This is a genomic window from Microcoleus sp. T3_A4 (assembly GCF_036700465.1).
Classification (GTDB): Bacteria; Cyanobacteriota; Cyanobacteriia; order Cyanobacteriales; family Microcoleaceae; genus Microcoleus.
The window spans coordinates 56,566-78,297 of sequence record NZ_JAUBOY010000017.1; the positions used below are offsets into that span (position 1 = coordinate 56,566).

Sequence of the window (21,732 nt, forward strand, 5' to 3'; positions counted from 1 at the left end):
CTAGTCGGCAAGTTAAAACTGAATTTTTCAGCCTGATTTTCTATAAAATAGGAGGGCAGTATCCATTAACTTTCCGCTTGCATTTCTTCAATGTCAAACCAGCTAACTATCACTCCCGCTAGCGGAATCGCCAGAAATATACCTAAAAGTCCTGCTGATCTTGCCCCAACTAACAGTGCAAAAAATACCACTACCGGATTGAGGTTAAGGGAATTTTGCATCAGTCTGGGATGAATAAGGTTGTCTTGAATTTGCTGCAAAACAATGCAAGCTGCCAATACCTTTAAAGATAGCCACACATTTTGAGACAATACAATAAAACACACTAAGCTAATTCCCAGCGTCGCTCCGATCCCCGGAACTAAATCAAACAATCCGATAATAAATGCTAAAATTAAAGGAAATCTCACATCTAACAGTAGGAAAATTCCAAAGCTAGCGGTTGTCAAAAATAACATTAACAGAATTTGTGCCTGAAAAAATCCTAAAAAGTTTCGCTCAATTGTTAAACTTAAACGCCTGTGCAGGTGTCGGGGTATAAATTTGAGAACTAACAGCCACAGCCTCTCTCCATCAAGTAACATGAAAGAAGCCACTACCATAATTAATATTAAATTCAATAAATTGGTTAAAAATACTTGTAAGAAAGCAATACTCCAAACAACTCCAGATAAAGCTTGATTTCGCAGTTGTTCCTCAATAACTCGCAGGTTAACTTGCAGGTTTCTCGCCCGCAGGAATGCTTCGATGCGCTCAGACAGAGGCGCCAGAGCATTCACAAATTCAGTCAGGCTGTCAATTAATTGCTGTCCTTGAGATAAAAGAGTGACCCCTACGGTGACGGTGAGACCGCCAAAAACTAAAAGGGTGAGCAGGACAACGAAGGCGACAGCTAAACTTCGCGGTAAAAATCTCTGGAGAGTTCGCACTGGATAGTTGAGCAAAAAAGCCACGAGTGCAGCAATGGTGAAAACCGCGACTGCTGTTTCAAAGTAAGCTAAAAGTTGCAGTCCAGCCCAACCAGAAGCAAATAAAAGCAAAAACCGGACTAAGGCTAAATTGCTTAGCATATTCCAAAAATTGGGAGGGGTTTTTTCTTGCTCTTTCACAGGGATTTTTAGGGGTTAATAGTATAGCTCAAAAATATTGCAGAGCCCTCTTTTAGAATCGCATCTAAGATCTATCTGTGGCTATCCCCCTCAAGACAGAAAACAGATGTCGAACTGAGGCAGGAGTGGGTTCTATTCACCATAAGTTCGATCGTCACGAATGCCGAATAAAACACGTCGGCGATCGAACAAACAGCATTTTTGACTCTAAAACGGCCTCGGAAACTCTTTGCCAGGGGAGTATTTGTCGTGGCAGGCCCCCAACTAGGAAACAAACGCCCAAACTAGCGGACGCCGAAAAATCCGGTTTCAGTGCCAGTGGCGAAAAATTTCAACTCTGCCCCGTGGAAGATAGTATGAACAGGTCAATTTTTGGGATACTAGAAACTAGCACTCAACTTAGCTGAGGAACAAACGTGCTGCTATCAAAAGGCTTTGAAGTAGAAATGTATACCGGCACTCCCGAAGGTGAGGTTGTCGGTCTATCCGATCGCATAGTTGCCGATCTAGAGGGATTTGTCCGGGAGCCTGATAGCCGCAATGTGGAGTACACGACCGCCCCGCTGTGCAGCTACGATCGCCTGTTGTGTGCCTTAGTCAAGCCACGAGTTCGGCTGCGCGAGTATTTAAAACAATTGGGCGACTATACCTTGCTGCCGGGAAGTACCTTGTCTCTCGGAGGGAGCGATCGATTTTACCGATCCGATCCCAACAACCCCTACCACACCTACATCGAGCAAACCTACGGCACCAAAGTCGTCACCGCCAGCATTCACATCAACATCGGCATCTCCCAACCAGAAATGCTGATGCGCGCCATCCGCCTCGCCCGCGTCGAAGCACCGCTATACCTTGCCTTGAGCGCCTCTTCCCCCTTCCTCGACGGCGAAGTGACGGGCTATCATTCGACTCGGTGGGGTTTGTTTCCCAAAACTCCCGCCATCGTTCCCCTGTTTGAAAGTCACAAGCATTACATTCAGTGGACTGAAGAACAGCTAGAACTCGGTACTATGCAAAACGTCCGCCATTTGTGGTCTGCAGTGCGACCAAATGGCGATCGTCGCCCCTACTGTCTCAATCGCCTCGAACTGAGAATTTGCGACCTCGAAGTCAATCCTCTGGCTTTGTTGGCCATTACTGCCTTACTAGAAGCTCGCATCTGGCAGATGATGGAAGACCCCAGCTTAGACCCTTTAGAGCTCAGCACCTTGCCTGCGGCCACCCGCAACGAAGACTTAGTTGCCCTCACAGACGCCAACGAAATTGCTGCATCCCGGCAAAGTTTGGATGCCGAACTCACTCACTGGCAAGACGGCAGAACTATTCTGGCACGAGATTGGATTGAGGAAATTTACCGCGAAGTGTGGCCTATAGCCAAAAAACGCGGCTTTAGTTGCTTTCTCTCGCCACTCAAAAAGATTCTCCGGGAAGGCAACACGGCCCAGCAGTGGTTGAAGCTACACGAGGGCGGTTCGGACACCCGCAGTATTATTCTGCAAGGGATTCAGGGGATGGCTCACCAAGAATGGGAGCTAGAAGACAACTTGTGCGCCCAGTTAGTTGCCTGAAGTACCCGCCGTTATGATAATGGGGGCTTTCACTAGCCCCCTGGCTATGCGTACTCAGCCAATAGAAATAGCCCGAACCTCCCGGTCAATCGATTTTAGATTTTAGATTTTAGATTTTAGATTGACCCCACGGATAAATTCGGGGGCTTGTGTATTGGATACAGGTTTTTTATTTCTGGACGGATGAATCCGGGGGCTTATATCCTGGATGCTTGATTGTCAAAAGTTGCAGATCGCCGCCCTTAAAACCAATCAGAATATTTAATCAATGGAGTTCGACAAAGGTTATAAATAAAAGCTATAAGGTATATCTACCTGTGGGTAGTTTTATAAATTTCCCAAGAGCTGTATTTTTCGCTTTTAATTAGCTTCATGCCCCAACTTGTCTTGATTCACCCGCAAATCCCCCCGAATACTGGCAATATCGCCCGCACTTGTGCTGCCACAGGCACGGAACTGCATTTAGTCGGCCCGCTGGGGTTTGAAATTAGCGATCGCTACCTAAAACGGGCCGGCTTAGATTACTGGCCCTACGTCAATCTCCAGTGCCACGAAGACTTAGCGGCTTTTCAGGCCTATCGGGAGCAGCGCGGGGGACGATCGATCGGATTCAGCACTGGCGGGCGATGCAATTACGCGCAATTCCAATTTCAGCCCAGCGACTGGCTGATGTTTGGCTCGGAAACTGTAGGCATTCCCCAATTCGTCTTGGATGCCTGCGACGCCACAGTTTTTATTCCGATGAGCCAGCCTGGAGTCAGGAGTTTGAACCTCTCCGTCAGCGCCGCTGTGGGTTTATTTGAGGCTAAACGACAGTTGGGGGAGCTGGGATAAATCATTATCAACACATAAATATATAGATATTTAATAGCTGCCGGAGGCTGCCAAAGCTGCATTTAAATATAAGAAATTTGTATCAAAGGGGTGAAAATCTAGATAGCCGACATTAATATATTTTATTCAGTCCAAAACAGATTGTTATCAGCAACACAAAATTACTCCCAAGATGATTCAGCAACAAAAACAGAGGATTTTAGGGATTTAGGGCGTGAGCGAGTACCAGCTTGGGTCTGAACACTATATCTAGTAAATATACGGTTGTAGGTTGTCCGGAAATTAGCCTAAAGTTTGATAATAGGTGAGAGTTCAGAGCCTTACCGGAACGAAGATTTTATGTATTCGTTCCAGCTATTACGGTGTAAGGCTTGTGGGGTTAATTGCAGCAGGTTTGACCGAGAATTTTAAAATTTCTGACGGTTTGAGCTTGTCTAAATTAAAAAAGCAAGGTAATCTGGCCTAAGCATGATAGCTGTCAACAATCAGAATATTTTTGCTTGTTGATTTAAACTCAGCGTCATGCGATCCCCTTGAGTGTTTCCAAGGACAGTTAGCGCTTCTCAGTAGGAGGTCGTTTTTTTGAAACGAACATATCCCCAAATTAAGCCTGTTCAGGCTAGTGAAATCGACAGAGACGGTTCTGCGGAACCATCCAAACAGACAACGCTCAGCACAGGCAGAGTTCGCTCTCTCGCCACGATCGGGCTGGCAATATCGGTAGGTGCTTCTGGCATCCTGCTACCGAGAAATGGAGACAGCGCTCGCGCGTCTGAACTCGCACCGACATCAGAATCCACCGCTGAAGTACAGCCAGTATCGGCCAACGGGCCCGCTACGTCGGCACAAGTTGACGGTTCCAGGGCCGAACAGCCCGGGTCACCTTATGAACCCGCGACGGTTAAGGTGCAGGAGGGGCAAAGCCTTTGGGAGCTTTCTCGGGATTATGAAGTTGAACCGTTGGCACTAGCAACTGCCAACGACATCCAACCCGATACCATACTCCAAGTTGGCCAACAGCTCAGAATTCCGACTGCGACGGAAGCCACACCACAACAGAACGCCGGCTATAGCACATCGGCTTCGCTAGATCGCGCAGCGACGGTCAATCCCGAACAAGAGTTAAATCTGACTGGCTCCGAGCCATTGGATAGTGCAGCCATGACAGCGCTGCCATCACCCGCAGCGACCCCGCTGGTCACGACGGTACCGGAACAAAGTTTGATCGAGATCCCGAATGCAGACGGGGCGATCGACAGTTTGAAAAAACAGGAAAACCGCACCACAGAATCGGGTCGAACTATGTTCGGGTCGGAAGGGGGAGCAAATTTATCTACACCTGCGGCATTTTTGCCGGAGTCAGCACCGACGCTGACCTCCCCCGGATATGCAACTGGGACAAATATTCCTGACCTCGATGCCACATCTGTAATTCCCAATTCCGGGGGAGGTCAAGCAGCATCGCCAGATCGAGCATTCGAGTCAATTGAACAGTCTTTGGCAACACCCACTGTGCTAGTCCCCCCTGCGGGAAGTACCGCCGCGCCGGCTGAGGTTCTCTACAGCGTGCGTCCGGGAGATACGCTAGATGCGATCGCCAAAGGTCACGGCGTATCGCCCACAGATCTGATCTCCGTTAACAAGCTCGGCAACCCCAACTTGCTGAATGTCAATCAACGGCTGAAAATTCCCCAAGTTGGGTTTAAAAATCCAGGGGTGCAGGCGGCAGCCTCTTATTCTGCCTCCAACTCTACATCTGTCTGGGCGGCGAGTTCGGTTCCCGCATCTTTGAACCCCAGCTCGTCTACCTCGGAAATAGCCGGTGCTGGCGTTGCAGCACCCGCGCCCAAAGTGCCTGTTGTCTCTCCCCTGGAGAACCTGGAAGGTCTGAACAATATTTCAGCGCCGATGGTTCCCCAAATTAACAGCATTCCGCTGACTCAAGTTTCCCAAACCATTAGCGATCCACGGAAGCTGGATCTTCAAGGCGAACCAACATTTACAGGTGCAGTTGACACCAGTGCCCTGCCCTCGCCAGCCAGTGCAACTGCTACCGCCATCGCTACGGGAGAATACCCGCAGCCGATCAGCTTCGTGGCAAATACTAGCGCCCAGGGTTCAAATGCGGAGCCAACTAGCGCTGTACCAGAGTCGAAATCGGAGCCTCTCCCTACCGCAGAATCTCTCAACCCTTATTCCGAACGCTTGAGGGCAGAAGTTGTCAGGCTGCGAGAGGAATATCGTGCCTCGCGCAATTCGATCGGCGCCAATGCGGTGTCCCTGGCTCCAAATGACGGGCCCTCGGTCAACCCGTCTGAGGATATGCCAAGTGCCAATCCCTATCTCTACACCCCCGACTATACTGAGGCGGTGCAGAATGAAATCAGCAGACCGCCATCGAGAGCCTGGTCTGAGCAGGTTCAGAAGCAGCAGCAAGAGCGTTTAGACCCCGCTCGCGCAGCGGAACTGCAACCGATCAACCTGACGCCGAACTCTGCTGGGCAGCGGCCTGTGGTAGCAACTGCTCCTTTGGGAGCCGACGGTTACGATCCCCTAAGCAACCCGTCTTTGGGACGCATGGTTTCTCCAGAACTGCCTCCGCTTTCGAGCCCTGATACTTATCTGCCTAACGGCAAACAACAGTCGGCTAACCGGTTTATTTGGCCGTCTAAGGGCGTTCTGACTTCTGGCTACGGTTGGCGCTGGGGACGGATGCACAGGGGAATTGATATTGCAGGGCCGATCGGCACGCCAATTGTGGCAGCATCAGACGGGGTGGTTACCTATGCTCAGTGGAACGACGGCGGCTACGGGTACCTGGTGGAAATTACCCATCCTGACGGCACTGAGACTGTCTATGCCCACAACAGCCGAATTTTGGTCCAAAAGGGTCAGAGAGTCGCTCAAGGGGAACAGATTTCAGAAATGGGCAGCACTGGATTCAGTACCGGGCCGCACTTGCACTTTGAAATTCATCCCGCCGGACAGGGTGCTATCAACCCAATGGCTTTACTGCCCGACGATGCCTCCAGCGCTTCTCGGTAACGACTGGTCGAAAGTTATGGGTTTTGAATGATTACCAAAACTCATAACTTTTACTGGAAGTCATTAGAAATAGTGTTGCTTGAAAAGAAGACATAGCTAGCCCTACCGTGCTACGATAGTAAATCGTGAAGTAGATTTGGCTCAGTGGCGCAGTGGTTAGCGCAGGGGACTCATAAGCCCAAGGTCGCAGGTTCAAATCCCGCCTGAGCCATTATTTAATCCAAAAAATTGCGCTCTCAAATTTGAGAGCGTTTTTTTTTGATTTCTCTAGAACATACTTGTAGTCGTTATGAGTATGATATATTTGTAACAGTTCGTAAAAAAGGAAACAAAATCTATGACCAGTGAATGCCTCCGGGTTGGTCAAGCTGCACCCGATTTCGCAGCAACAGCCGTAGTGGATCAGGAATTCAAGACAGTTAAACTGTCCGACTATAAAGGCAAAAAGTATGTAGTCCTGTTCTTCTACCCCTTGGACTTCACCTTTGTGTGCCCGACTGAGATTACAGCATTTAGCGATCGCTTCGAGGACTTCAAGAAAATCGATACCGAAATCCTCGGCGTATCCGTTGACAGTGAATTCTCTCACCTCGCTTGGATACAAACAGACCGCAAATCTGGCGGTGTTGGCGACCTCAACTATCCCTTAGTTGCTGACCTCAAAAAAACAATTAGTTCGGCCTACAACGTCCTCGACCCAGAAGCAGGTATTGCCCTCCGAGGTCTGTTCATCATCGACAAAGAAGGCATCATCCAACACTCTACTATCAACAATCTTGCCTTCGGCCGCAACGTGGACGAAACTCTCCGTACTCTGCAAGCTATCCAACACGTCCAGTCTCACCCCGATGAAGTTTGTCCAGCCGGCTGGCAGCCCGGTGACAAGACCATGACTCCCGATCCTGTCAAGTCTAAGGTATTCTTTGCTGCGGTTTAAGCAGATTATATTTGTACGGACACGGCAGTGTCGTGTCCGTACCTGCACGGGCATTCATTTAACCGGATTTTTAATTAGCAATTAGCAATTACCCAATTAGGAAATATGCTGACTTCTACTAATTTTAGCGGCTTGTTAAATCAGCGGTTTTTCCAAAATCTATTGCCTGTTCCGGCGACTAATGTTCTTAACCTGGAACAGAGAACGCCAGATTTTGAATTGCCGGATATTAATAATGGCAAATTAGTGCGGCTATCGAATTATCGGGGCGATAAGCCGGTAATTCTAGCTTTTACACGGATTTTTACAGAAAAGCAATATTGCCCTTTCTGTTTTCCTCACATTAAAGCTTTGAATGAAAACTGGGAAAAATTTGCCGATCGCAATATAGAATTATTGATGGTTGCCAGTACCGACGATCGCCAAAGCCAAATTGTAGTTAGAGATTTAGGCTTGAAAATGCCTCTGCTTTCTGATCCAGGCTGTCAAGTTTTTCGGGCTTATCAAGTCGGTCAGGCTTTAGGTGCTCCTTTGCCTGCTCAGTTTGTTTTGGATGCAGATGGAAAACTCCTCTTCAAACATTTGTTTTCTTTCATAGACCACAATGCTAGTGTGGACACTTTGTTGAAATATGTCGATCGGTAAGGACACCGCTGCTGTGTCCTAATTGGGAGTTTTTCACCGCTGATGCACGCTGGTGTAGGCCCATCAGCGGGATTTTTTCACCGGTTGACACTAGCTGCGACAGGTCTTTAGTAATAAATACTTATTGTGCCAATTTCGATGGCGGAATGTTGCCATGTTCGATCGACATTAATCTAGGCTATAGCTTGAAGGTACTTAGTACAAGTTTAAGCCAATGTCGTCTCCCAAAGATCGATCGAGCAAAATTGAATTGAGCGTCTTAGCGTCGCATCCTGAGTTGTTGACAGGTTTAGATGCGTGGCTGCGACTAGGTTTACTTTCGCCCGCTGAAGTTGAGGAATTGTGCCGACAGTATTTAGTCTGCCCAATCAGAGAGCCCGCTGTAGATTTTTCTGAAATTGAGGACCCGCGAGCTCCTATTGGCGAGCCAAAAGTACCTGCCTTATCAACGCAAAAATCAGTACCTAGCAGCAGAGAAAGCGTTGCTAGGCCCACAGAAACGACTCCAACCCCTAATTTTATCGCTCAAATTTTGCACTCGCTAATGGCCGAAATTAGCGTGGTGTGGCTGTTGTTTTTAGGGGTGTTCATGGTAGTTGTCTCCTCTGGAGTCTTAGCTGCCAGTCAGTGGGAAAGATTTCCTGCCGCCGGACAATACGGAGTTTTGTTAGCTTATACTTTAACTTTTTGGGCGATTAGCAGTTGGGCCAACAGACAGGTTAATTTGCACTTGACTGCTCAAACTTTGCAAGAAGTGACACTGTTGCTAGTGCCGATCAATTTTTGGGCAATGGATACTTTTGGATTGTGGCGGTATCCTTGGGATTGGGCGGTAGCAATCGCAGCGGCACTTATTTTGACTTGGATAACTGCCCGGATTATCAAATATCAATATCAAAGCTTATCAGGAAAAAACATCACTCGCTCGATCGCCCTAAATCACTTGGGATTGAGTTATTTGCACTGGGGGTGGGCATTGACCGGCTTTTCCCTGGCTGCGGTTTATGTGGGTACAGTGGGAACTGCTGCTACTACAGTTTATCAAGTTCAGCAACAACGATTGCAATCTATCCAACTTGGGGGAAATACTGAAACATTCCCCGCTGCTTTCAGTTTGAGCAGAGATTTTTTGACTTACAAAAAAGCGGCTTTAGTAGCTTATTCGTTAGGAATTTTACTGGGTCGAGCGATATTTGTCAAGGATGTAAATATCGCTGAAATGGGTTTAGCTTTGGCGATTTGTGGCGTGCTTTTAGCATGGCTAGATTGGCAGCAACCCCGGCCATCTGGGACTATTGAAAACAATATATCCGACCAGCCAAATCCCAGCAACTTTTTTAAATGGCAATTAGCGGGAATGGGTTTGTTGGGTTTGGGGTGGCTGGTTTGTTTTCGCGACATTCCGCTACAGGCGATCGCAGTTAGCGGATTGGCTGTTTGGTTTTTTTATAACCGTTTAGTGCGGTTTGGGCAAGAGTTTGATTTGCTAATGCTTGAGGCGGTGGGACTTCAAAGTATTTGGCTGTTTTGGCGACTGCTTCCTTTAGGGATTAAAACACAAGTTGTGGCATTTTTAACTCAGCTTACAAACTCTCAGGAAACTCCTTGGGCTTTTTGGAGTGTTCTGCTATTGCCTTATTTAATTTTAATGGTAAGTGCGGCCGAGTGGCTCTACCGCAAGCGAAAGTTTCAACTTGCCAGTTTTGGCGAAAACGTTGCTCTCGGTTTGGGGAGTTTTTTAACTGTTATTAGTTTTGTCAATCCGTTTTGGCGATCGCTCAATTTATTAGTCTCTACTTTAATTTTAGGTTGGATAACTTGGAAATACGTAATTCCCGATAATTCCCGGCGAGTTTCGAGGTCGGCTTCGGCGGCTGAACCACACGGAAATCCGGTAATTTTGGTTCCCATAACTCACATTATGGGTTTAGGCGCGATCGCTTCGGCAATTGACTTATTTTTTCCCAACCAGCCACCAAATATTTGGTCGGCAATATTATTGATTTTTATGGTGGCTGAGTGGGTATTTTTTGTCTGGATGAAAGCGGCGAATTTCCGAGAAACTTCTGCGTTTTTCCGTTGGCATCCTGCATGGTTCCAAAGTTCCTGGTATCTGGGCTTAGTATTAGCAGGACTCAGCTTTATATTGTTGCAAAATTATGTGATTCTCGGTACTGCAACTCATCGCTCTCAGTGGAGTTTGCTCTGGCTGGTGACTCCTTTGGCTTTGACTGCTGTTGCTAAATATACTGAGAGTCCTCACAAACGAGTTGCCAGTACCTTTAGTTCGATCGCCTTAATATTCGCACAATTTATAATTTTTACTTTTCCGGGATATCGGTTAATTGGTTTGGGCTTTGCAGCAGGATTAATGTTGGTTAATACTTACTATTTAGTTGAATTGCCAGCGGCTGCAATTGGAGTGGGGTTTGGCTTGAGTTTTGTAGCTGCGGCGATCGATCAATTAGGTTTTGTGTCTGGTTGGCTTTGGGCAATTGCCGGGGCGATCGCACTTTTGTCTCTGTGGTTGCTTCGCAGCAGGATAGTTCGTTTTTCCAGCCGTTTGCCTGAGTCTTCTCAATTAGCTGAAATTTACGAGCGTTCTTTAGATGGATTGGCAATCTTACTGGCCGGCTTGCTGTTAACAACTATTACTTTTTATTCCTTTGACTTCTACGCAGGCAGGACATTGATTTCCCCGCCCTCTGCTGAAGTTTTGGCTGCTATTTTGGTGATAATGGCTGCGATTATTTTCCGAAGTTTACGCCAAATTTCCCCTCTGGCAATTTATGCCTTGGCTTGGAGTTTGGAGTTGTTGACAGCAGTCGGTTTGAGTTTTGTCGATCGCACTACGGTTAATTTGGCAGTTGCTAATATCGCTCTCGGATTGTTTACTCAATTGTTGGGGGATTGGTGGCGGCGCCGCCACCGGACTCAAACAAATTTACCTAGCATTCATTTTATACCTTTGGTTTACGGGGTATTGGGTTTAACTTTCCGATCGCACACTTTTGCGAATTGGACTGGTTTAACTGTGTTAGGTGCGTCTTTAATTGCGATCGGCATTGGTAGGCGGGAACCAGAATTCAAACCTTTGGTTTATTTAGGATTAAGTGGCGTGTCCGTTGCTGCTTACGAATCGCTACTATATCAACTTTTTCAAACACCGGGAGGAGCTTTTGGCGACGGCTTAATTGTCCTGGCAACTCTCGGCACAACTTTAACATATATCTATCGCATTTTATCTCCTTGGCTCAGTAATTATTTACATTTAACTAATGCAGAGTTAAAATTATTTGCTCACCTGCATTGGGTTTTGAGCAGTTTGCTCCTGATTTGGGCTTCTGCCGATGATATTAAGTCCGGCCTAAGTTTAGGATTAGTCACTGGTGCTTTATTAGTTCAATACGCTTTCTTGCAAGGGCGAAATAATCTCGATCGCCAATGGGCTGAAATTTGGATTTACTTGGGCTGGCTAGAAGCCTTTGGCATCCGGCTTTATTGGATCAATACGCCTTTAGTTAAGTATATTTCCGGGCCGCTGGGACCTTGGAAAGTTGCCCTCGCTTCTCTATTAGCCTATTTTCTTTACATTTTGCCTTGGGACAACTGGGGTTGGTCAAAAAAACCTTGGCAGGTAATTGCTTCGCTGATTCCAATAGTTACTATTTTGGAAAGTCCGGCTAAGTTTTATCCGATTAGCTTGCTGATAGCTGCCGCCTTCTATGTTTTCCTAGCTTGGGAAAGGCAGGAAGTCCGTTTTACCTATGTGAGTGTGGCGATAATTGATTGGATAATGCTGCGGTGGTTTGGGGAAATAGGATTGACTCAGCCGGAGTGGTTTTTTACTCCTTTGGGGCTTTCTTTCCTTTATATTACTCAGTTCGATCGCACTCTCAAATTACCCGCACAAAAACCGCTACGCCACACTCTGCGAATGCTTGCAACGGCGCTGATTTGCGGGATGCCTCTTTTGACTCAGCAAAGCCACGGTTTAGTTGCGGCAGCTTTTAGTTTACTGGCGATTGCCGCGGGTTTGGCGCTGCGAGTTCGGGCGTTTTTGTTTGTGGGAACGGGATTTTTTTTAATCAATGTTTTCTATCAGTTGGTGGTTCTAATCTTCGATTATCCGCTGATTAAATGGGCGATTGGTCTGGCTTTTGGGATTGCGTTTATCTGGATTGCTGCTACTTTTGAAACGCGGCGTGATCGCATTTCTGCTTTGGTGCAGCATTGGGTTGTGCAATTGCAATCGTGGGATTAAATTTTCCCTTAATCAACTTTTGTTGGGTGGTTAGGGTGGGTTTACCAAAACCCTAACCCTATGATTATTTGTTGATGAAGTTTTGAAAAATCGCCCTTTTTTTTTGGGTAAAAAGCTTGACACTGTTAGCTTGACAATGTATTATTTAATAATGGGAATAGTGGCAATTTTAAAACTTAACTCACTACTTTCATTATCTAAAATATACCTTAAAAGCAAACTAAGATCAATAGGTAAAAATTCCTTTTTTTGCGCCGCGATTTGAGATTGTGAAAGCAGCAAAGGCGATGAAACAGAAAAAGGGCAACTAAAAGGAGCGCCAAATAAATGATGACAACTCAGTTAATCAAGCGCCTGTTCACAGTAAAAGAATATCATCAGATGATTAAATCTGGCATCTTGACAAAAGATGATAAAGTTGAATTGATTCGAGGAGAAATCGTTCAAATGGCCGCCGTCGGTAGAAGGCATACATCTCATGTCAAGCGTCTGACAGAGTTATTTTATACCCGCTTATTATCGAGAGTAACCATTGGAGTTCAAGATCCGGTAGAATTGGACGATCGCTCGGAACCTGAACCGGATATTTCCTTACTGCGACGGCGCGATGATTTTTACGAATCGGGACATCCTCAGTCTGAGGATATTTTACTCATTGTGGAAGTAGCGGATGCAACCGCTGAAACTGACAGAAATATCAAAATTCCTCTTTATGCCGAAGACAATATTGTAGAAGTTTGGCTGGTAGATATTAACGAGCAATGTGTAGTAGTTTATCGCGAACCTTCTCCATCGGGATACCAAAATATTCAAAGATTCCAGCGGGGTCAGACTTTATCTATTCTAGCTTTTCCAGATGTAGAAATTGCTGTAGATAATGTGTTGGGATAAAAGAGCCAAAACTCATACGATTTTAGATTTTAGATTTGAGATTGGGGAATGACTTATATAAGGATTTGGAGCTTGCCTAAAGTTGCTTTTTTTTAACTGGTTTTATTTAATTAAAAACCCGGTTTCTCTAAGAAACCGGGTTTTTAATCAACAGTATTTATCCGTTTTTAGAGCCGATTAATGGCTCAATGCAAATTCGGGCAATTTCGGCTCAGATGAACCATCGGGCACTACCTTAACCTGACCGTTTTCATCCACATCCACGATCGCCTTTTGGCCGTCTTTCAGCTTGCCAGACAGCATTTCCTCAGCCAGTACATCTTCCAACAACCGCATGATGGCGCGGCGCAAAGGTCGAGCACCGTAGCTGGGATTGTAGCCTTCTGTAACTAACAAGTCCTTGAACCGTTCTGTCACCGACAAAGTAATACCCTGTTCGGTTAAGCGGCTGAAGACTTGCTGCAACATAATGTCCGCAATCTGCTTGACTTCTTCCCTGTTCAACTGGCGGAACACGATAATCTCATCCAAGCGGTTGATAAATTCGGGACGGAAAAACTGTTTCAGTTCTTCGTTTACCAAGCTGCGAACTCGGTTGTACTGCGCGTCTGCGGCACTTTCAGTAAACTCGAAACCAAGACCGCCACCACCTTTTTCAATCACTCGCGAACCGATGTTGGAGGTCATGATCAGCAGTGTATTCTTAAAGTCTACTGTCCGACCTTTAGCATCCGTCAAGCGGCCGTCTTCTAAGATTTGCAGCATCATGTTGAAGACATCCGGGTGAGCTTTTTCGATTTCGTCGAACAAGATGACCGTGTAAGGACGGCGCCGGACTGCTTCTGTTAGTTGGCCGCCTTCATCGTAGCCGACGTAACCGGGAGGCGAACCGATGAGTTTGGAAACCGTGTGGCGTTCCATGAATTCGGACATATCTAACCGAATCATGGCTTCTTCGGAACCGAAGAAATAAGTTGCTAGGGCTTTTGTAAGTTCCGTTTTGCCGACGCCGGTGGGGCCGGAAAAGATGAAACTGGCGATCGGGCGATTCGGATTTTTCAAGCCTACCCGCGCGCGGCGGATGGCCCGAGAAACTGCGGTGACAGCTTCTTCTTGACCGATCAAGCGCTGGTGCAGGGTGTCTTCCATGTGCAGCAGCAATTCCGATTCGGATTCTGTCAGCTTGCTGACTGGTACTCCCGTCCAATTAGCCACGATGTGGGCGATGTCTTCTTCGGTGACGACAGGAGAGGTTTTGAGTTGGCTTTTGTTGATCGTAGCTTCGGCGATTTCGGCTTCAATTTCTAATTCGCGATCGCGCAATTTTCCAGCTTTGTCGAAGTCTTGCTCGCGCACTGCTGCATCTTTTTCTTTTGTTACTGCTGGCAGTTGCTTTTTGAGTTCTTTAACTTCGGGCGGGGTTTGTGAATTCATCACGCGGACGCGGGAACCTGCTTCGTCAATTAAGTCGATCGCCTTGTCTGGCAAAAACCGATCATTAATGTATCTGTCTGACAGTGTTGCTGCTGCTTCTAAAGCTGCGTCGGAAATTGTCAGTCTGTGATGCTGTTCATAAGCCGATCGCAAGCCGTACAATATTTCTATTGTTTCAGCCACGCTCGGTTCACCAACTTTGATCGGTTGGAAGCGCCGTTCTAAGGCAGCGTCGCGCTCGATGTGTTTGCGATATTCGTCCAAGGTAGTTGCGCCGACACACTGCAATTCGCCTCTGGCAAGGGCTGGTTTGAGCATATTGGAGGCATCCATGCTGCCTTGAATTGCGCCTGCACCGACTAAGGTGTGAATTTCATCGATTACCAGAATGATGTTGCCGGCAGCGCGAATTTCGGCCATGATTTTCGTCAGCCGTTCTTCAAATTCGCCTCGGAACTTTGTACCAGCAATCAGCGAACCCATATCGAGGCTGATTACTTGTTTGTCTTCTAAAATTTCCGGGACGTTTCTATTAACAATCCGCTGGGCTAGGCCTTCGGCGAGGGCTGTTTTGCCGACTCCCGGTTCGCCTACTAACACTGGATTGTTCTTCGTGCGGCGGCCGAGCACTTGGATCACGCGCTCGATTTCATTTTCGCGGCCTACTACGGGGTCGAGTTTGCCGGCTGCGGCTAACTTGGTCAAGTTTGTGCCAAATTCTTCTAAAGTCGGGATTTTGCGATCGCCGCTATCTCCCCTACCTCCAGGTACCGCCGCGACTTCTCCCACGGCACGAATTACCTGTGTGCGGACTCTCTGGCGATCAATTCCCAAGTTTTGCAGCACCTTCGCCGCCACCCCTTCATCGTCCTGAATCAGCCCTAGCAGGATGTGCTCGGTGCCGATGTAATTGTGGCCTAACTGCCGCGCTTCGTTCAGCGCCGTCTCAAAAATGCGCTTGACGCGGGGCGTAAAAGGAATTTCCGGCGGGAGGAACCCAGAACCTCTACCGATGATATTTTCGATTTCATTGCGCGCCTCTTTCAAGTTGAGGCCCATATCCAGTAATACTTTTGCAGCGATGCCAGTGCCTTCGCCGACGAGTCCCAGAAGAATTTGCTCGGTGCCTACAAAATTGTGACCGAGGCGTCGCGCTTCCTCTTGGGCTAGCATGATTGCTTTAATGGCTTGTTCTGTAAAGCGTTCAAACATATTTTTTCTATCCTACTGTCTTGGCGAGGGCTGTATCGCTGCTGGTGAGGAGCGATTTGGAACACTACACAAATTATAGATGTAAATTTTTGTGTATTTCCTTCTTTAACAATGTATCTTGCTAAAGGGGTAGGGACAGTGGGGAGAGCCGAATAGTAGGGGTGTGGTTGCCGTCCGCTGTCGATCGGATATTAATGGAGAATAATAGTAGCAAAATGGCTTTATTCCATGAATACTATCATTTTATCTATAAATTATCTTCTTGTTCGAGTAAATAAAGCTTGATTTTTGTTGGCCTAAGTACATGGTTGAATTAATCATATAACAGTTGCTATGTCAAGACTTTTCACGGTTGAGGGTGGTCGTGCCGTCAGCCAACAGCCCACAGTCAACAGCGAACAGCGACTCGAATCAGATATATTTCCAACTCAGAGGAGAACTCCATGCAATTTCTCTCGCAATACCAAATCCACTCTACTCTCCACGAAGGTATCGAAACAATTATTTATCGAGGAAAAATCCCCACCCAGCAGGAGACAACTGTACTCAAAATCCTCAAAGCTGAATATCCCACCCTTGATGCAATTACCCGGATCAAGCACGAGTATCGCATTCGCCAACATTTAGACCATCCGGGTCTAGTTAAAGTCCTTAGCCTAGAAACCTTTGATAACCGTCTCGGCTTGCTTTTAGAAGACTTTGAGGGCGAATCTCTCGATCGCCTGATGTCCAGACAAAAGCTCGAAGTCATCACCTGTTTGAGGTTTGGCATCCAACTCATAAAAGCCTTAGAATATCTGCACGTTCCAAAAATAATTCACAAAGATATTAAGCCTAGCAATATCATCATCAACAGCCAAACAGGAATTATTAAACTGACAGATTTCGGCATTGCTTCACGATTGTCTAAAGAAAACCCCCAAATTAATAATACTACCTCGCTAGTTGGTACTTTTGCTTATATGTCTCCCGAACAAACCGGGAGAATGAACCGCACCCTCGACTACCGCACAGACTTTTATTCTCTCGGAATCACTTTATATGAAATGCTGACAGGTCAATTGCCATTTATGAGCAACGACCCTTTAGAAATAGTTTACAGTCACATAGCTTCTCAAGCAAGTTTACCGCATCAAATTAATTCAGACATTCCACCAGCCATTTCACAAATTGTGATAAAATTAATGGCGAAAAATGCCGAAGATAGATATCAAACAGCCGGCGGATTGTTGGCAGATTTAGAAATTTGTTTACATCAGTTAGAAACTACAGACAAGATAGTCGATTTTACACCCGGAAACTTAGATATATTGAGTCAGTTCTTGATTCCTCAAAAATTGTACGGTCGGGAAACACAAGTCAGCCAACTATTGGCAGCGTTTGAACGTGTAGCTAATCCTTGCAAGGAAAATTCTTCCCCTTCCCAAATTGAAGTGATTCTAGTGTCGGGTTATGCAGGTATAGGCAAATCGGCAGTAGTCAACGAAATTCAAAAACCCATCACCAGACAGCGGGGCTATTTTATTTCTGGTAAATTTGATCAATTCAAACGGAATATACCTTACGCATCTTTAATTCAAGCTTTTCAATCTTTGATCCAGCAGTTACTTGCGGAAAATAACGAAAAATTACAAGATTGGCAACATCAACTTTTAGCCGCACTAGGCGATGCCGGACAAGTAATTATTGACGTGATTCCCGAACTAGAATTGGTAATTGGCAAACAGCCTGCCGTTGCGGAACTTGCCCCCACAGAAGCACAAAACCGCTTTAACAGGCTATTCAAAGAATTTATCCACGTATTCGCGCAAAAAGAGCATCCATTAGTCATATTTATCGATGACTTGCAGTGGTCAGATTCAGCGACCTTGAAATTAATGGAATTGCTGGCTACTGACCCAGATAGCAGATATTTACTATTAATTGGAGCCTATCGAGACCATGAAGTTAGCTCTACACACCCTTTAATGCAGACAGTAGAGTACCTTCAAGAAACGGGGATTATTCTCAACAATTTAGTGCTGGAACCTCTTTCTTTAGCCCAGGTGACAGAGTTAATTTCTGAGACATTGAATGACTCAGAAACAATTCACCCCTTAGCGGAGTTAATTTGGAATAAGACTGGTGGAAATCCTTTTTTCTTGACGCAATTGCTCAACAGTCTTTATCAAGAAAAACTTTTGAGATTTGACTTTACCAGGCTGCTGTCTAGCGGAACAAAAGGGGAGTGGCAGTGGAACATTGAGGAGATTCAGGCTATTGGCATCACAGATAAGAGTGTAGTTGAACTGGTAGCAAGTCGGATTCAACAATTGCCAGAGACTACACAACAAGTTTTGAAATTGGCGGCTTGTGTGGGGGACAAATTCACTTTAGATGTTCTCTCTACTGTTAACGCAAAATCTCCATCAGTCACTGCGACTGAACTCTGGGATGCTTTGCAAGCTGGGTTAATACTTCCATTGAATGAGAGTTACCTCATTCCTTTATTTTTAGATGGAGAAGCAGGATCTAATTTAACTTTCGATTCTTCGCGAGTCAGCTATAAATTTTTGCACGATCGCGTCCAGCAAGCTGCATATTCGCTGATTCCTGATGGTGAAAAGAAAGCCACTCATCTTAGCATCGGTAAATTGCTACTTAAAAATACGCCCGCTGATAAAGTAGAAGAGAAAATTTTTGATATTATCAACCAGTTGAATGTAGGAATTGATTGTCTCAGCCTGCAATCAGAAAAAGATGAGTTAGCAGGATTAAATTTAATCGCGGGACATAAGGCAAAAGCAGCTAATGCTTACGAACCCGCTGTTAAGTATTTGAATGCGGGAATGTCGTTATTAGCACCTGATAGCTGGGATCGCAACTATAGCATGACCCTGCGGTTGTATGTAGAGACGCTGGAAGCGGAATATTTAAACACCAACTTCGAGCAAGCAGAAAATTTGGCGGAAGTGGTTTTGCGATCGGCTAAAAACCAGCTTGACATAGTGAAAGTGTATCAGCTCAAGATCCTATTTTATCAGGCTCAAAGCCAGATGCTAAAAGCTGTTGAAACAGGTCTAGAAGTGCTGGAAATGCTGGGACTCAACCTATTAGACAACGAAACCATTGCAGTGCCAAAATTGCCACGAATTGAGGAATTAGAAAACCTGCCAGTTATGACAGATCCATATCTACTGGCAGCTATGGAAATCCTGACAGCCCTCTATCCTCCTGCTTATATTGCCAAACCTGAAATTGTGTCCTCCCTCGTCTTGACTATGGTCAATCTTTGTATCGATCACGGTCATTCAGCATTAGCTACTTTTCCCTATACTCTTTATGGAATGATTCTGTGCGGCATCGAAGGCGACATCGAAGCAGGCTACTACGCTGGATTAATCGCTTTAAAGCTACTAGAACAATTTAATGCTAGCCAACAGAAAGCTAAGGTTTATGTAATGTTTAATGCTCATATAAGAATCTGGAAAGAGTCTAGTAAAAATACACTTAATTCATTTCTAGAAGGGATGAAATCTGGTGTAGAAAATGGTGATTTAGAATGGGCGGTTTATAATTTTATGCACTATATTACTAATTTAGTGTTAGTGGGAGAACAGTTAGAATATGTCGAAGAAAAACAAAGCGTTTGTATGGAGTTTTTGCAAAAAAATAAACACGAATTTGCCATGGGTTATGCTCAAATTTGGCAAGTAACTGCTTCAAGCTTAAGAAGCAAAACATCAGAGCAAGTACGATTAGTTAGCGGCAGGTTGGATGAACCTGCTGTGATGTCCCGTTGGCAGAAAGAAAATAATCGAATGTCGCTGTTTGCAGCTTATGTTGCTAAATTGATGCTGCTTTATTTATTGAAAGATTATGCTGCGGCTGTGGCCAGCGGTAAATTAGCGGTAGAATACGCAGATGGGGCGATCGGCTTAATCACTGTTGGGATACACAATTTCTACTATTCGCTGGCTCTCCTCGCTCACTATCCTGACAGTGACAATCAAGAAGCATACCTAGCTATTGTTAACTCTAATCAGCAAATTATGAAAAAGTGGGCCTGCCATGCACCCATGAATTATCAGCATAAGTACGAGTTAGTCGAAGCAGAAAAAGCGCGAGTTGTCAACGATAAACTTGCCGCAATGGATTATTATGACTTAGCTATTAAAGGAGCTGCTGCTAACGGTTACATCCACGAAGAAGCATTAGCTTATGAATTAGCGGGAGAGTTTTATCTATCTTTGGATAAAGAGATAAGTGCTCGAGCTTATCTGACCAAAGCTTATTATGCTTACATCCGCTGGGGATCTACAGCCAAAGTTAAAGACTTAGAATCCCGTTATCATTATTTAGTTGAGCGCCATCAAGACCCAATACATAAAAATGTTATCAGCACTGCCCAAACTACTATGAACAATAGTTTGGTGCTGGATTTTTCAACAGTTGTCAAAGCATCACAAGCTGTTTCGAGCGAAATTATTCTCAGCCGATTGCTAGAGAAACTCGTACAGCTTGTAAAGGAAAACGCAGGCGCTCAAAAAGTATTATTTCTTGCCAAGACAGGTAATCAATTATTCATAGAAGCTGGACTTACCGATCAGTTTAATGATCTAACCGTGTTACCATCTCTCCCGATTGCCGAATCGGATATCCTCCCAATTTCCTTGATTAACTATGTAGAAAGAACCCAAAAATACTTGGTTTTAGATGATGCTACCCGATCCGAGCAATTCCAATTTGACCCTTATATTGCGGTCAATCAACCCCTATCTATCCTAGTATTGCCAATTATCCATCAAGGCAACCTTACGGGAATTTTTTACTTAGAAAATAATTTAACCAAAGGTGCTTTTACTAGCGACAGGCTAGAAATTTTGGGAATCCTGTCTGCACAAGCCGCTATTTCTCTAGAAAATGCTCGTTTTTATAGTATTCTGGAAACGCGAGTAGCCCAAAGAACTGAGAATTTGCATACTGCATTAGAAGAACTTCGCCACACTCAATTGCAGCTAATTCAAAGTGAAAAAATGTCCAGTTTAGGGCAAGTTGTCGGGGGAGTGGCTCACGAAATTAATAACCCGATTAACTTTATTTATGGAAATTTATATTACACCAATGAATACGCTGAAAACTTACTAAATATACTACGTTTATACCAAAAAAATTACCCCAATCCCGTGCTAGAAATAGTAAATGAAACAGAGCAAATAGATTTAGATTTTTTAATGAATGATTTCACTAAAATGATAGATTCAATGAGAGTGGGCGCTGCGAGAGTTCGCGATATTGTGCTGTCGCTGCGAAACTTTTCTCGGCTAGATGAATCTGATAGAAAATGGGTTAATATCCACGAAGGTATGGACAGCACCTTGATGATTTTGGATCACAAATTACTTAATATTCAAGTGATCAAGAAGTACGACAATTTGCCTTTAGTTAACTGCTATCCGGGAGAAGTTAATCAGGTATTTATGAATGTCCTGACCAATGCGATTGATGCTTTTTGTCGCGAAAGAGGGAGTGAAGTTGACTCGAAACACACTCCTACAATTCAGATTTGCACTGAAGTCGCGGAAGGAAATCAAGTAGCGATTCGCATTGTTGATAATGGTGTGGGGATGAATTCGGAGGTGCGGGGTAAAATATTCGATCCGTTTTTTACTACTAAACCGATAGGTAAGGGGACTGGTTTAGGATTGTCTATCAGTTATCAAATTGTGGTAGAACAGCATGGAGGAAAGTTAATTTGCAAGTCGGAACCTGGAGAGGGCAGCGAGTTTACTATACTGCTGCCGTATTGATTAA

At 45.3% G+C, this 21,732-nt stretch carries 10 protein-coding genes and 1 tRNA gene; 9 read left to right on the forward strand and 2 right to left on the reverse strand.

Annotation, left to right across the window (positions count from 1 at the left end; translation table 11 throughout):
* Positions 1–65 precede the first annotated feature (65 nt).
* Positions 66–1,109, reverse strand: a complete 1,044-nt coding sequence (locus tag QUA07_RS11600; RefSeq protein WP_333083079.1) for an AI-2E family transporter — start codon at positions 1,107–1,109, stop codon at positions 66–68.
* A 416-nt stretch (positions 1,110–1,525) separates the two neighbouring features.
* On the opposite strand from QUA07_RS11600, the gene gshA reads away from it, so the two are divergent.
* The 8 genes from gshA (at position 1,526) to QUA07_RS11640 (ending at position 13,293) form a co-directional block, all read left to right on the forward strand.
* Entirely contained in the window at positions 1,526–2,677 is a 1,152-nt protein-coding gene (gene gshA, locus QUA07_RS11605; RefSeq protein WP_333210167.1) for a glutamate--cysteine ligase, read from the forward strand.
* 372 nt (positions 2,678–3,049) lie between these two features.
* The gene (locus tag QUA07_RS11610; RefSeq protein WP_333293458.1) at positions 3,050–3,511 is read left to right on the forward strand and encodes a tRNA (cytidine(34)-2'-O)-methyltransferase; all 462 of its coding nucleotides are present in this window, start codon (positions 3,050–3,052) and stop codon (positions 3,509–3,511) included.
* Between the two features lie 582 nt (positions 3,512–4,093).
* Positions 4,094–6,556: a peptidoglycan DD-metalloendopeptidase family protein gene (locus QUA07_RS11615; RefSeq protein ID WP_333325115.1), complete on the forward strand. Its 2,463-nt coding sequence runs from the start codon at positions 4,094–4,096 to the stop codon at positions 6,554–6,556.
* A gap of 138 nt (positions 6,557–6,694) precedes the next feature.
* Positions 6,695–6,767: transfer RNA gene (locus tag QUA07_RS11620), tRNA-Met, on the forward strand.
* Between the two features lie 126 nt (positions 6,768–6,893).
* Positions 6,894–7,493 carry a peroxiredoxin gene (locus QUA07_RS11625; protein WP_015178160.1) on the forward strand — a complete coding sequence of 200 codons (600 nt, stop codon included), beginning with the start codon at positions 6,894–6,896 and terminating at the stop codon, positions 7,491–7,493.
* Positions 7,494–7,598: 105 nt separating this feature from the next.
* Positions 7,599–8,138: a redoxin domain-containing protein gene (locus QUA07_RS11630; RefSeq protein ID WP_333325118.1), complete on the forward strand. Its 540-nt coding sequence runs from the start codon at positions 7,599–7,601 to the stop codon at positions 8,136–8,138.
* 214 nt (positions 8,139–8,352) lie between these two features.
* A complete protein-coding gene (locus QUA07_RS11635; RefSeq protein WP_333325120.1) occupies positions 8,353–12,402 on the forward strand; it encodes a hypothetical protein in 4,050 nt (1,349 codons plus the stop codon).
* Positions 12,403–12,732: 330 nt separating this feature from the next.
* A complete protein-coding gene (locus QUA07_RS11640) occupies positions 12,733–13,293 on the forward strand; it encodes a Uma2 family endonuclease (protein ID WP_333325234.1) in 561 nt (186 codons plus the stop codon).
* Between the two features lie 177 nt (positions 13,294–13,470).
* Here QUA07_RS11640 and QUA07_RS11645 read toward each other — a convergent pair whose 3' ends face one another.
* On the reverse strand, positions 13,471–15,939 hold the full coding sequence (locus tag QUA07_RS11645; protein WP_333325123.1) for an ATP-dependent Clp protease ATP-binding subunit: 2,469 nt from the start codon (positions 15,937–15,939) through the stop codon (positions 13,471–13,473).
* Positions 15,940–16,382: 443 nt separating this feature from the next.
* Here QUA07_RS11645 and QUA07_RS11650 point away from each other — a divergent pair, with 443 nt between their 5' ends.
* Positions 16,383–21,728: an AAA family ATPase gene (locus tag QUA07_RS11650; RefSeq protein ID WP_333325127.1), complete on the forward strand. Its 5,346-nt coding sequence runs from the start codon at positions 16,383–16,385 to the stop codon at positions 21,726–21,728.
* Positions 21,729–21,732: the final 4 nt, after the last annotated feature.